This window comes from Kitasatospora sp. NPDC005856, from assembly GCF_040629945.1.
Taxonomy (GTDB): domain Bacteria; phylum Actinomycetota; class Actinomycetes; order Streptomycetales; family Streptomycetaceae; genus Kitasatospora.
In genome coordinates, this window is record NZ_JBEXWT010000010.1 from 119,579 (window position 1) to 132,511 (window position 12,933).

Annotated in this window: 13 protein-coding genes; 3 read left to right on the forward strand and 10 right to left on the reverse strand. The window is 71.3% G+C overall.

Annotated features, from left to right (window positions below):
- Window positions 1-42: 42 nt before the first annotated feature.
- From ccsB to hemL, 6 genes are all read right to left on the reverse strand, one after another.
- Window positions 43-1,173: a c-type cytochrome biogenesis protein CcsB gene (gene ccsB / locus ABZ449_RS09105; RefSeq protein ID WP_360342607.1), complete on the reverse strand. Its 1,131-nt coding sequence runs from the start codon at window positions 1,171-1,173 to the stop codon at window positions 43-45.
- A 3-nt stretch (window positions 1,174-1,176) separates the two neighbouring features.
- Entirely contained in the window at window positions 1,177-2,934 is a 1,758-nt protein-coding gene (locus tag ABZ449_RS09110; RefSeq protein ID WP_360342610.1) for a cytochrome c biogenesis protein ResB, read from the reverse strand.
- A 2-nt stretch (window positions 2,935-2,936) separates the two neighbouring features.
- Window positions 2,937-3,707 carry a cytochrome c biogenesis protein CcdA gene (locus tag ABZ449_RS09115; protein ID WP_360342704.1) on the reverse strand — a complete coding sequence of 257 codons (771 nt, stop codon included), beginning with the start codon at window positions 3,705-3,707 and terminating at the stop codon, window positions 2,937-2,939.
- A gap of 2 nt (window positions 3,708-3,709) precedes the next feature.
- Window positions 3,710-4,318, reverse strand: a complete 609-nt coding sequence (locus ABZ449_RS09120) for a TlpA disulfide reductase family protein (RefSeq protein ID WP_360342613.1) — start codon at window positions 4,316-4,318, stop codon at window positions 3,710-3,712.
- Between the two features lie 150 nt (window positions 4,319-4,468).
- Window positions 4,469-5,119, reverse strand: a complete 651-nt coding sequence (locus ABZ449_RS09125) for a histidine phosphatase family protein (protein WP_360342707.1) — start codon at window positions 5,117-5,119, stop codon at window positions 4,469-4,471.
- Between the two features lie 74 nt (window positions 5,120-5,193).
- Complete coding sequence (gene hemL, locus ABZ449_RS09130) at window positions 5,194-6,522, reverse strand: glutamate-1-semialdehyde 2,1-aminomutase (protein WP_360342616.1); 1,329 nt, start codon at window positions 6,520-6,522, stop codon at window positions 5,194-5,196.
- 433 nt (window positions 6,523-6,955) lie between these two features.
- Here hemL and ABZ449_RS09135 point away from each other — a divergent pair, with 433 nt between their 5' ends.
- Complete coding sequence (locus tag ABZ449_RS09135) at window positions 6,956-7,444, forward strand: hypothetical protein (protein WP_030055696.1); 489 nt, start codon at window positions 6,956-6,958, stop codon at window positions 7,442-7,444.
- A gap of 81 nt (window positions 7,445-7,525) precedes the next feature.
- On the opposite strand, the gene ABZ449_RS09140 is transcribed toward ABZ449_RS09135, so the two are convergent.
- From ABZ449_RS09140 to ABZ449_RS09155, 4 genes are all read right to left on the reverse strand, one after another.
- Window positions 7,526-8,017, reverse strand: a complete 492-nt coding sequence (locus ABZ449_RS09140) for a MarR family winged helix-turn-helix transcriptional regulator (protein WP_360342620.1) — start codon at window positions 8,015-8,017, stop codon at window positions 7,526-7,528.
- A 63-nt stretch (window positions 8,018-8,080) separates the two neighbouring features.
- Entirely contained in the window at window positions 8,081-9,316 is a 1,236-nt protein-coding gene (locus tag ABZ449_RS09145) for a glycosyltransferase family 39 protein (RefSeq protein ID WP_360342623.1), read from the reverse strand.
- 308 nt (window positions 9,317-9,624) lie between these two features.
- Window positions 9,625-11,298: an RICIN domain-containing protein gene (locus tag ABZ449_RS09150; RefSeq protein ID WP_360342626.1), complete on the reverse strand. Its 1,674-nt coding sequence runs from the start codon at window positions 11,296-11,298 to the stop codon at window positions 9,625-9,627.
- A gap of 254 nt (window positions 11,299-11,552) precedes the next feature.
- A complete protein-coding gene (locus tag ABZ449_RS09155; protein ID WP_360342629.1) occupies window positions 11,553-11,792 on the reverse strand; it encodes a chaplin in 240 nt (79 codons plus the stop codon).
- Between the two features lie 497 nt (window positions 11,793-12,289).
- On the opposite strand from ABZ449_RS09155, the gene ABZ449_RS09160 reads away from it, so the two are divergent.
- Window positions 12,290-12,532, forward strand: coding sequence for a chaplin (locus tag ABZ449_RS09160; protein ID WP_360342632.1), 243 nt, complete (start codon window positions 12,290-12,292; stop codon window positions 12,530-12,532).
- A gap of 110 nt (window positions 12,533-12,642) precedes the next feature.
- Window positions 12,643-12,912 carry a chaplin gene (locus ABZ449_RS09165; protein ID WP_360342635.1) on the forward strand — a complete coding sequence of 90 codons (270 nt, stop codon included), beginning with the start codon at window positions 12,643-12,645 and terminating at the stop codon, window positions 12,910-12,912.
- The last annotated feature ends 21 nt before the right edge of the window (window positions 12,913-12,933 follow it).

Genomic DNA, 12,933 nt, shown 5'->3' on the forward strand with positions numbered 1-12,933 from the left:
CTGTGGGAGAGAGCCGGGCCGGTGGGTGATCGTGTGCCCCGGTCAGATCCCCGCGTACGAGTGCTTTCCGGTGACGAAGATGTTCACGCCGTAGTAGTTGAAGAGCCAGCAGGCGAACGCCGCCAGCGCCAGGTAGGCGGCCTTGCGGCCCTTCCAGCCGGCCGTCGCGCGGGCGTGCAGGTAGCAGGCGTAGGCGACCCAGGTGATGAACGACCAGGTCTCCTTCGGGTCCCACTCCCAGTACTTGCCCCAGGCCGCCTCGGCCCAGATCGCGCCCGCGATGATGGTGAAGGTCCACAGCGGGAAGACCAGGGCGTTGATCCGGTAGGACAGCTTGTCGAAGGTCGACGCGGCGGGCAGGCGGCGCCAGATCGAGGCCGAGGTGCCCAGCGGACCGGTGGTCAGGCCGGCCGCGATCCGCTTGTCGAAGGAGTCCTTGCCGAGGTACAGCAGCGTCGCGATGAACGCCGCGTAGAAGGCGCCGCCGCAGAAGATCGCGGTGGAGACGTGGATCGCCAGCCACGGCGAGTGCAGCGCCGGGACGAGCTGCTCGGAGTCGGTGTACAGCACCGTGGTGGCGATGCCGAGGGTCAGCAGCCCCGCGAGGACGACCGGCAGGCCGAGCCAGCGGACGTTCTTCTTCGAGGCCAGCAGCACCAGGTACGCCGCCGTCATGGCGAAGGCGAAGGCGCAGGAGAACTCGTACATGTTGCCCCACGGCCAGCGCGAGACCGACAGGCCGCGGAAGACGATCCCGCCCGCGTGCAGCGCCGCGCCGAGCACGGTGAGCGAGACGGCGATCCGGCCGGCCAGGTCGGCCCGCTCGTTGGTGCCGGCCGCGCCCGGGCCGTCCTCCTCGTCCGCGCCGCGCCCGCTGGTGACCACCGTCGCGCCCTCGCCCGCCACCGCGGTGCGGGTGAGCGTGGTGGTGCCGCCGCCGGCCGCCGCCACGGTGACGGTGACCTTCTTGGCGGCCTTGGCGTCGGCGGCGGCGACGGTCTCGGCCAGAGTGACCGACTGCTCCTTCGAGCGGACCGCGACGGCCCCCCTGCTGCCGAAGGTCCACTCGATCATGTGGGCGAACATGGCGAGCGTGTAGACCACCATCGCCGAATAGATCAGCTTGTTGGAGAGGTCGGCCAGCTGTGGGTCGACCGCCGAGGCGAGTTGCACCGTCTACTCCTTGGAGTTCTGGTCGGCAGGGACTGCGGGGTCCGAGGACGCGTCCGGGGCTGCGGGGGCCCCGGTCTCCTCGGGTACGTCCGTTTCGGTGGCGTCGTCCTCGTCCTCGGAGGCCGGGGCGTCGTCCTGGAGGTCGACCGCGAGCTCCGCCAGCTCCTCGGCGATCTTCGCCGACTCGCTGCGGGCCAGGCCGGCCAGCTCCACCTGGGTGCCGCCGCCCGGAAGGGGGACCGCCCGCACCCAGATCCGGCGGCGCTGGATGAACAGCGAGCCGATCAGGCCGAGGATCGCCAGCACACCGCCGACCAGGGCGATCGAGTTGCCCGGGCGGTGCGAGACGTTGAAGCTGGCCCACTGCTTGTAGCCCTCGAAGGTCACCGAGCCGTAGCCGTCGGGCAGCTCCCAGCCCTCGCCGGGCTTGAGCCGGGCCTTGGCCGGCTGGCCGTCCTGGGTCAGCTGGGTGAGCTTGCGGGTGTTGAGCTGGTAGACGTTCTGCGGCAGGCCGGAGTCGGTGCCGAGGTCGCCGGCGAAGGCGTTCAGCACCAGCTCGGGGGCGGCGTCGCCGGGGAACAGCGAGACCGGGCCGGTGCCCTCGAAGCTCAGCGGGGCGGTCGGCAGGAAGAAGCCGGAGAAACCCAGCTGGGTCTTGTTGCCGTCGGGGCCCACGCCGTAGTCGGAGACCTTGACGACGCCGGTGGAGGTCAGGTTGCCGTCCTGCGGCAGGAAGGGCACGGCGCCGCGGTAGACGACCTCGCCCTTGCCGTTCTTGACGGCGACGACCGGGGCGTAGCCGTGGCCGATCAGGTAGACCTTGCTGCCGCCGATCTCCAGCGGGTGGTTGACCTCGATCGTCGACTTCTTCAGCTTGGACTCGTCGCTGCCCGCGTAGTACTCGACGTTCGCGGTGAACTGCCGGGCGGCGCCGATCTGGTCGCCCTTGGTCTGGAACTTCGAGGTGAAGCTGTCCAGCTTCAGGTAGAAGGGGTCGAGGTCCTGGCTGCCGTAGAACCGGGTGCCGTTGAAGTCGTCGAGCTGGGTGATGGTGTTGGAGTAGCCCTCGCCCTGGACCATCAGCTTGCCGCCGGTGCCGGCGGCCAGGCTGGCCCAGGCGAAGCCGCCGAGCAGCGCGAACAGCGACAGGTGGAACAGCAGGTTGCCGACCTCGCGCAGGTAGCCCTTCTCGGCCGCCACCGCGCCGCCGGACAGGTGGGCGCGGAAGCCGCGCTTGCGCAGCAGCCGGTGCGCGGCGGCGTTCACCACGTCGGCGTCCGCCTCGGTGCGCCAGGCCGCGTGCACCGGCATCCGGGTCAGGTTGCGCGGCGCGGCCGGCGGCTGGGAGCGCAGCACGCCGACGAACTGCCAGGTGCGCGGGACGATGCAGCCGGCCAGCGAGACGAACAGCAGGATGTAGATCGCGGAGAACCAGACCGAGCTGTAGACGTCGAACAGCTGGAGCTTCTCGTAGATCGGCGCGACCGTGGCGTGCTGCGCCTTCCAGGCCTCGACCTTCAACTGGCCCTGGCCGTTCTGGTACTGCGGGATCAGCGAGCCGGGGATGGCGGCCAGCGACAGCAGGAAGAGCAGGATCAGGGCGACCCGCATCGAGGTCAGCTGGCGCCACATCCAGCGGGCCCAGCCGAACGGCCCTATGCCGGTCGGGCCGTCGGACTCGACCGGCGCGGTGCTGAGCCGCTCGGCGGCGCTGTCGTCCGGAGCCGGGGGCTGCTCGGTCTCGGTCGTGGTGTTGCTCACGGTCAGATTCCGATCTGGAAGTCGGCGGTCCAGGACTGCAGCTGGCTCATCATCGAGTCCCAGATCCCGGTGACGAGCAGCAGACCGACCGCGACGAGCATGCCGCCGCCGATCCTCATGACGAGCGGGTAGTGCCGCTTGACCCAGCCGAAGGCGCCCAGCGCCCGGCGGAAGGCCACCGCGGCCAGGATGAACGGTACGCCGAGGCCCAGGCAGTAGAAGGTGGTCAGCAGCGCGCCACGCTGGGCGTCGGCCTGGTTGAGGGCCAGGTTCTGGACGGCGGTCAGGGTCGGGCCCATGCACGGGGTCCAGCCGACGCCGAACACCACGCCGAGCATCGGGGCGCCCAGCAGGCCGACCGCCGGGCGGCGGTGCGAGCGGACCTCGCGCATGCTCAGCCCGGGCACCAGGCCCATGAAGGCCAGGCCCATCACCACGGTGAGCGAGCCCAGCACGATGCTGATGATCCGCTTGTAGTCCTGGAGCTCCTGGCCGAAGTAGCCGAACAGGGCGCCGGTGGAGACGAACACCGCGGTGAAGCCGAGGATGAACAGCACCACGCCGAGCAGCATCCGGCCGCGCCGCGAACCGCGGGCGTCCGCGAGGTCGGCGGCGGAGAAACCGGTCACGTACGACAGGTAGCCGGGGACCAGCGGCAGCACGCACGGCGAGAAGAACGACGCGAGCCCCGCCACCAGCGCGACCGGGGCGGCGGCCAGCAGCGCGCCGCTCTGGACGGTCGAGGTGGCGTCGGCGAGGTGCGGGAGCGGCAGGCTCACTGCTTCTGCTCCGCGACCACCGGCTGGAGGATCGACTCCAGCGCGTCCTCGGTGGTGCCGCCGACGGCGCGGGCGGCCAGCTTGCCGTCCCGGTCGACGATCAGGGTGGTCGGGATGGACTGCGGGTTGAGGCTGCCCTTGGGGAACTTGAGCAGCTGGGTGCCGGCCGGGTCGAAGAGGCTCGGGTAGGTGACGCCCTGCTCCTGCTCGAAACGGACGGCGTTCTGCTTCTCGGTGTCCCGGGTGTTGATGCCGAGGAACTGGACGCCCTGGTCCTTGTACTTCTCCGAGACGTTCTGGAGGCTCTTGGCCTCGGCCCGGCACGGACCGCACCAGGAGCCCCAGACGTTCAGCACGACGACCTTGCCCCGGTAGTCGGAGAGCTTGACCGCGGTGCCCTCCAGCGTCTCCCCGGAGATGTCCGGCGCGTCCCCGCGCTTGCCGGCCTCCGCCTTCGACAGGTTCGTGCCCTTGACCGTGACGAAGCCGACCTGGCCCTCGCCGCCACCCGACGAGCCCGAGGAGGAACAGCCGGTGAGAGCGAGCGCAGCGGCGGCGACCGTGGCGGCGGCTGCTGCGGCGACACGGAGACGGGGGCGCGTCATGGCAGACATGTGAAAAGTTTCGCATGGAGTTCCGGGCGGGTTCGCCGGGGTCCTGCCTTGCGCGTCGCACCCCCTCTGACCTGCGACGAAATCGGGTCACCCAGCGTTCGCCGGGTGACCCGAAGTCATACTTACACGCCGCTTACGGGGCTAGGCGCCGAAGCTCTTGCCCACCGGCTTGTCGCCCTTGCGGCCCTTGCCCACCAGGTGCGCGGGCAGCAGGTCGCGGGCCGGCTCGCGGTAGCCGACCGAGACGATCCGGTCGCCCTCGAAGGTGAAGCTGGTCAGCGAGGCCAGCGAGCACTGCCGGTTGCGCGGGTCGTGCCAGAGCCGGCGGCGCTCCACGAAGGAGCGGAGCGTCCAGATCGGCAGCTGGTGGCTGACGCAGACCGCCTCGTGCCCGCGGGCGGCGTCCCGGGCGGCGCCGATCGCGCCCATCATCCGCACCGCCTGGTCGATGTACGGCTCGCCCCAGGAGGGCTTGAACGGGTTGGTGAGGTACTTCCAGTAGCCCGGGTTGCGCAGCGAACCGTCGCCGACCCCGAAGGTCTTGCCCTCGAAGACGTTCTCCGCCTCGATCAGCCGTCCGTCCACCGCGATGTCCAGGCCGTGCGCCTCGGCGATCGGCGCGGCGGTCTCCTGGGCCCGCTCCAGCGGGGAGGCCACCACGTGGGTGACGTCCCGGCCGGTCAGGTCCTCGGCGACCCGCTCGGCCATCTTCCGGCCCAGCTCGGACAGGTGGTAGTCCGGCAGCCGCCCGTACAGGACGCCCTCCGGGTTGTGCACCTCGCCGTGCCGCATCACGTGGACGACGGTGATCTCTTTGGCGCTCACTTCTCGACTACTCCTGGGAATCGGGTTCGGGCCGCGACGGGTCAGGCCGTGGCGGCGGCAGCGGCGCGCGCGGCGGCCGGCAGCGCGGCGGCGATCCGCTCGATCGCCCGCTCGTCGTGGGCCGCCGAGACGAACCAGGACTCGAAGGCGGACGGCGGCAGGTAGACGCCCTCGGCCAGCATCGCGTGGAAGAAGGCGGTGAAACGGTACGCCTCCTGGGTCCTGGCCTCGTCGTAGTCGGTGACCGGGGCCTCGGTGAAGAACACCGAGAACATGTTCCCGGCGGTCTGCAGCCGGTGCGCCACGCCCTCCTTGGTGAGCGCGTCGGCGACCAGGCCGGAGATCTCGGCGGAGACCTTGTCCACCGTCGCGTACACCTCGTCGGTGCAGCCGCGCAGCTGGGCCAGGCCGGCCGCGGTGGCGATCGGGTTCCCGGACAGGGTGCCCGCCTGGTAGACCGGGCCGGCCGGGGCCAGGTGCGCCATCACGTCCGCGCGGCCGCCGAAGGCCGCGGCCGGGAAGCCGCCGCCCATGACCTTGCCGAAGGTCAGCAGGTCCGGCGCCCAGCCCTCGTTCGCCGCCTCCAGGCCGTACCAGCCGGCCTTGGAGACGCGGAAGCCGGTCATCACCTCGTCGGAGATGAACAGCGCGCCGTTCTCCCGGCAGAGCCGGGCCAGGCCGCCGTTGAAGCCGGGCAGCGGCGGGACGACGCCCATGTTGCCGGGCGAGGCCTCGGTGATCACGCAGGCGATCTCGCCCGGGTGGGCGGCGAAGGCCCGCTCGACGGCGGCCAGGTCGTTGTACGGGAGCACGATGGTGTCGCCGGCCTGGGCGCCGGTGACGCCCGGGGTGTCCGGCAGGCCGAAGGTGGCGACGCCGGAACCGGCGGCGGCCAGCAACGCGTCCACGTGACCGTGGTAGCAGCCGGCGAACTTGACCACCTTCGCCCGGCCGGTGAAGCCGCGGGCCAGCCGGATCGCGGACATGGTGGCCTCGGTGCCGGAGGAGACCAGGCGGACCTGCTCGACCGGGGCGACCCGGCCGACGATCTCCTCGGCCAGCTCGACCTCGCCCTGGCCGGGGGTGCCGAAGGAGGTGCCCTTGGAGACGGCCCGCTGGACGGCGTCGATCACCGCGGGGTGCGCGTGGCCGAGGATCATCGGACCCCACGAGCACACCAGGTCGACGTACTCGCGGCCGTCGGCGTCGGTGAGGTAGGGGCCGGTGCCGGACACCATGAAGCGCGGCGTGCCGCCGACCGCGCGGAAGGCGCGCACCGGGGAGTTGACGCCGCCGGGCGTCACCACGGAGGCGCGGTCGAACAGCGACTGGGACTGGGGGGCTTCGTAGGGGTAGCTCACAAAAGACATGGTCTCAAATCGTGTCCTCACGCTCTGCATGTCCGACCCGATCATCTGGAACGATGATCCGGGCACCGTTGTCTGTACGGTTGTCCGTACAGCAGGGGCCGCTGACTGCACCGGACCGGGGACCAGTCAGACTGTGCACACAGCGTGCACAGGCGTTCCGGTTTGTGTGCAGGGGTGTAAAGAGGACTGCCGCGTACCGCGAGTGGGTACGGCGGCGCATGACGGGTAAGGAGCACGTCCGGTGGGCGCCGGATGTGCGGGGGTCTGTCGATTCCGGCGAATTCCGGTGAGGATGGTCCGAGTGTCCGAGGCGCAGGACGGCTACGACGAGGCCGCGGGGGGCTCCCGCCGGCCCGCCGAGGCCGCACGCGGGGGTACGGGAGCGGGTACGGGTCGTGGTCGTCGCGGCGGCGAGAGGCGGGGTGAGGGACGCGTGGGGGTGACCTACAAGTACTTCGGAGCCCCGGACCGCGCGACCGCCGCCAGAGTCCCCACCGCCCTCGGCCCGGGCGGACTCGGCCTCGACGCCGGCGAGCTCGGCTCGCTGGGGCGGCTCGGCGACCTGATGGAGACCAGCGGCTCCCCCACCGGCCACCTCTCCACCAAGATCAAGCCGGAGACGATGAGCGCCATGGTGCTCACCGGCATCCAGGGCGTGCCGCTGCACCAGGTGCCGCCGCTGGAGCTGGTCGTGCTGCACCCCGACTACGCCGTCGTCCAGCTCCCCCACAACGTCGTCGAGCCGCTGCGCAAGGCCGACGAGACGGAGCTCGGCGCCGCCGCCTTCATCTGGTCCACCGTGCCGGACCGGCGCGGGCCGCGGGACGCGTTCGTGATCTACAGCATGCTGCACGAGTGGCAGGACTTCGCCAACCGGCTGCACGAGGCCGGGCACCAGCTGTACTGCCTGGTCTGGCCGTAACGCCGAAACCCCGCGCGGAATTCGGACAAAGGTCGGGGCGGGGCGAGTTGACCGATCGTCGGCTCCCGCCGCCCGGTCCGGTCAGCCCCGGGAGCGGCGGGCGCGGCGGACGGTGCGCTCGACCTCGACCGGCTCCGCGAGGTGGCCGTCCACCAGGCGGGTCAGGGCCGAGACGAAGACCTCGCGCTCGGGCTGCGGCAGCGCCTCCAGCAGTTCGCGGTGCACCCGGTCGGCGATCGCGGTGCCCCGCAGCACGGCCAGCTCACCCGCCTCGGTGACCGAGACGATCCGGGCCCGCCGGTCGGTCGCGGACGGGCGGCGCTCGGCCAGGCCCGCCTTCTCCAGCTCGTCGACCGTGACCACCATGGTCGTCTTGTCCAGGTCCGCCAGCTCGGCCAGCTGGATCTGGGTGCGCTCGGCCTCCTGGGCGTGGAACAGCACGCCGTAGGCGCGCGGGGTGATCCCGAGCTCGGTGAAGGCGGCCGCCATCCGGGTGGCCAGCACGTGGCTCGCGTGGTCCATCAGCCCGGAGATGTCGCGGATCTGGCGCACGGGCGGCGGGGTCGTCGTCATGCGTCCGAGGTTAGCAACGGCCCGTCTGCCTCCGGATGATCCCGTAGCCAACCACCGCGGGGTCTACGGGATGCCCAACTCGAACAGCGCATAGCCGCCGTACCAGCCCGCCGCGAGGACCGGCATCGCCAGCAGCCCGGCCAGCGAGGAGGTCCGCACCCGGCGCAGCACCATCGCCAGGCCGATGCAGAGCGGGAAGGCGGGCAGCAGGTAGCGCGAGATGTTGCCGAAGATCTGGTTGCTGCTCAGCGCGGTGAACATGATGAGCGCGGTGTAGACCCACAGCACCAACGGCGGCCGGGTGCGCCAGAGCAGCACCAGCAGCCCGGGCAGGGCGATCAGCAGACCGATCGCGATCAGGTCCGGGACGGGGTTGGACTGCCAGAACACCCAGTGGCCGGTGATCACGTCCATGATCGTGCGCAGGGTGGAGGCGCCGCCGTCGAAGTAGCGGTTCCACGCTCCCCGCTGGAGCTTGAAGTAGCCGCCCCAGTCGCCCATCTTCCAGCCGACCCAGGCGATGTAGCCGATCATGCCCCAGGGGGTGATCAGCATCGCGGTCAGCGGACGGGCCACCCCGTCGGTGCGGCGGACCAGCGCGACCAGCGCGGCGATCGAGACCGCGGCGATGATCGCGGCGGCGGTCGGCCGGTTGAGGCCCGCCACCAGCGCCAGCAGGCCGGCCGCGAGCCAGTTGCGGGTCATCACGCAGTAGCAGGCCCAGGCGGACAGGGCGACGAACAGCGAGTCCGAGTAGACCGCCCACTCCACGCCGGAGCCCGGGAACAGGCCCCAGAGCACCGCCGCGATCACGCCCGCCCGGAAGCCGCCGAGCCGCTCGGCGACCGCGAAGATCCCGGCCGCGGCGACCAGCGAGGCCAGCACCGAGACGACGATCCCGGAGCCGTACGGGCCGAGTCCGGTGACCGCGCCGACCAGCCGCATCAGCCAGGGGTAGAGCGGGAAGAAGGCGGCCGAGTTCTCGTAGTAGGTGGCCAGCGGGAAACCGTGCAGCGGGATCAGCTGCGGGTCGTACCCGTTCTCGGCGATCCGCTGGTACCAGACGCCGTCCCAGCTGCCCAGCACGTCCCAGGCGTTGGCGCCACCGCCGCGGCCCGGCTGCTTCTTCAGGTAGTCGCCGGTGTGCGAGAGCAGCAGCATGAAGACGGTCAGGCCGATGGCCTTGACCACCGCGTAGGCGCCCAACGCGGGCCCGAAGCGGTCCACCAGCGCCCCGAACCGGCCGGGCTCGCGGCCGGTCCGTTCCTCGGGGACCGGGGCCGCTGCCTGCCCGGGCACCCCCGGCGCTCCGGACTGGCTACTGGACGACTCAGTGCTCGATGCCGTGCTCATCTGGTCTGGGTACTCCCCGCCCCGCTCGTGTCCGCGCGGCTCCGGCGCAACGATTTTCCCGTGAGCCTACGGCACGCCCCCGAACCGACGGTCCCTGGCGCCCCCGGACCCCCGCCGAGCGCCGTCCACCGGGCCCTCGCGCCGGGGAGTGCGGGGCGGCCGCGGCCGCCCCGCCGGTGGGGGCACCGTACCCGGTGAGCGCGACCGCCGCCGCCCGGTCGGGGCGGCGGCGGCCCGGGAGCGTGCGGGGTGGATCAGCCCTGGACGTAGACGATGCCGAGCTTGGTGAGCTGCCAGAGCTGGTTGGCGGCGCCGGTGTCGGCGGCGAGTTCGACGTACGGGTTGCCCTTGGCGTCGAGGGTGCTGCCGGCGGCCAGGACCTTGGCCTGGTCCTGGGAGTCGGCGATCTTGTAGCGGCCGTCGCCGGCCGGCTCGAACACCCAGTGCTGGTTGCCGCCGCCGTTGCAGCCCCACTGCTGGATCCGGGTGCCGGGAGCGGTGGAGGCGGCGTTGGCGTCCAGGCACATGTTCCGGTTGCCGCTGAAGTCGAGCTCGTAGCTGCCGCCGGCCTTGGCCTCCAGGACGAAGGACTGGTTGAGCCCGCCGGTGGCCGGATAGGTGATCGCGGGCCGGCCGTTGGTGGAGTCGCCGTAGCTGCCGCCGCCGCTGAGGTCGAGCACGTTGCCGCTCGCGGCGTTGGTCAGCTGGTACCAGGCGCCGTCCTCGGGGACGTCCCCGAACGGCCGTCCGGGTGTGAGCGGCTGGATCGAGTTGGCGTTCTGCTGGTTGAGCGTGCAGTACGCCTGCTCCAGCTCGGGCCGGGCGTAGAACTGGCCGAGGCAGACGCCCTCCGCGTGGTAGCCGGCCACCCGCAGGTGGTACGACTGGCGGATCATGTTGGTGCACAGCCCGGGGATGCCGATCTGCGAGTCGCAGCCGTTGCGCACCCACTCGGAGAGGTTGATGACGTCCCCGTTGGTGTACTCGTACGGGGAGGACGTCCACTCCGCGCAGACCTCGTGTCCGAAGGCGACCCGCCGCTGGTCCAGGTAGCGGACGCCGGGCACCTGCTCGGCCGCGCCGCGCAGCGCGTCGCTGAAGGTCGGCACCACCCAGTTGTGGCCCCAGGCGAGGTCCTCGGGGAAGGCCGGGCAGCCGTCGGCGATCTTGCCGAGGTAGTCGTTGCGCCGGATGTCCGGGGTGATCGGGTTGAAGTACGACTGGTAGACCAGCTGGTACGAGGAGTCGGCGTAGCCGGCCCTGCGCATGGTCTGACGGATGTTCTGGAGCGCGGCGACCACCTTGGGCTGGACGCCCTTGGCGCGCCGGCGGATCTCGTCGCTGCCGATGGTGTCCCGGCAGCCCTGGTCCTTGGGGATCGGGAAGTACTGCGCCAGGCAGTGCATCATGACCCCGCTGAAGTCGAAGTCGTCGTTGGCGCCGATGGTGACGACGACCATCTTGACGTCGTACCTGGCCGCCGTGTCGGCCAGCTTGACGTCCTGCTTGGGCTCGCCGAAGTCGCCGCTGCCGGGTCCGGTGATCCTGGCCAGTTCCGGGTCGCTGACCAGGTCGCCGGTCTGGGCGCCGGAGCAGGCGAGGTCGATCGGGGTGACCCCGGGGATGTCGGTGACGAAGATCTCCGACTTGGGGTGGCGGTGGCAGTAGTTGGTGGGGCTGTCCGTCTCGGGGAAGTAACCGTCGTTGGTGTCGGTGCCGGCGCCCTCCCCGGAGATGGCGCTGTCGCCGAGGGCGACGATCGCGGCCGGACGGGTGGCCGCGGGCGCGGCCGGGGCGGGGTCGGCCAGGGCGGCGGGGGCGCCGACCAGGCCGAGCGTGGCGACGAGGGCTCCGGTGGCGAACAGTGCGGCGCACCGGGACGCTCCCGTACGCGTCCGCCGCGCCGCCGACAGTGGTGACCTGATCACACGCGACTCCTTGCGGGGGTGGGGGACCGCTCTGGCGGGGAGCCGAGCGGTGCGGAGCAAGAGAGGGGCAGGAAAGGTGAGCAGGTCTCGCATTCTAGGAACTGACGAGTAACACAACAAGACTCGTGACACCGCCGGGAACTGACGGCCCGGCATGTTCCCGGCACGTTCCCGGCACGTGAAAGAGCCGCCGCCCCGCGCCCCAGGAGGGAGGCGCGGAACGGCGGCTCGCACCGGCCGAACCGGGCGCGGGCTCAGCCCACGTTGGCGCACTTGTTGCCGAACGCCGGGTTCAGCAGGCCGACGATGTCGATGGTGTTGCCGCAGACGTTGACCGGAACGTGCACCGGGATCTGGATCTGGTTGCCCGAGACGACACCGGGGGAACCGGCGGCGACGCCCTGGGCGCCGGAGCTGGCCATCGCGGAACCGGCGCCGGTGGCCACGATGCCCACCACGGCCGCGCCGACGGCGGCGGTCTTCTTGATGCTCATACGAGCCTCCTGACTGTTCGACAGATATGCACGGGGAGTGCGACATCTAGAACGAGACCCCACCGGACCGGTTGCGACGCTCCCGGCACTGTCACCCATCCGGCCCAACGGCGCCGCGGACCCGGGCATTCGGGTGATCGAGGGGTCGGGCCGTTTCCCCCTGCGCGGTGCCTCGTTCTCCCTCACGGAACCCGGTCTCCACGGCCCCCACGCGGCGGGCCTCCCGAACCCGGCGTCCGGCAACCCGTGCCGGAACGCCAGACCTGAATTCCACCTGGTCGCGCCTTTGTCCGAGCCTTTCCCGGCCGTGCGGGAATCGTTGTCGAGAGGCACCGCGACCCGGCAGTCGCGACCACGCCCGAGCCATGGGCGGAACACGCGGACATGCGCCGACCGAGTGAAAATCACGGCAATTCCTGAAGCCGGCGGGTGAGTATTTCGTGCTCGCCCGACTCCCGACATTTCCCTTCCGTCGGGGCAGAAATCGGAGGAATGACATGCGCAACATCAAGAAGGCCGCCGCCCTCTCCCTCGCCGCCAGCGGCCTGGTGCTCGGCTCCGCCGGCGGTGCGTTCGCCAGCGCGGGCGCCGAGGGCGTCGCCGCCGGCTCGCCCGGCGTGCTCTCGGGCAACCAGATCCAGGTGCCGATCCACCTGCCGATCAACCTGTGCGGCAACACCATCAACATCATCGCCCTGCTGAACCCGGCGTTCGGCAACGAGTGCGCCAACATCGGCTGAATCGGCGCTCGCCACGTCGGCGACCGCTGATTCACCCGAGCCCGTGCCGCGCCCCGCAGTACCGGGACGCGGCACGCTCCCCCCGTGTGTGATCGAGGAGATCAATCCCCATGCAGAACTTGAAGAAGGCCGCCGTCCTCTCCGCCGCCGCTGCCGGCCTGGTGCTGGGCGTGGCCGGCTCCGCCGCCGCCAACTCGACGGCCGAGGGTGTCGCGGCCGGCTCCCCCGGCGTCATCTCCGGCAACCAGATCCAGGTGCCGCTCGACATCCCGATCAACCTGTGCGGCAACAGCATCAACCTCGTCGGCCTGCTGAACCCGGCGTTCGGCAACGCCTGCGCCAACGTGGAGCTGCCCCCGCAGCACGAGGAGGACTGCTGATCCCCGATCGGCACGAGTTCC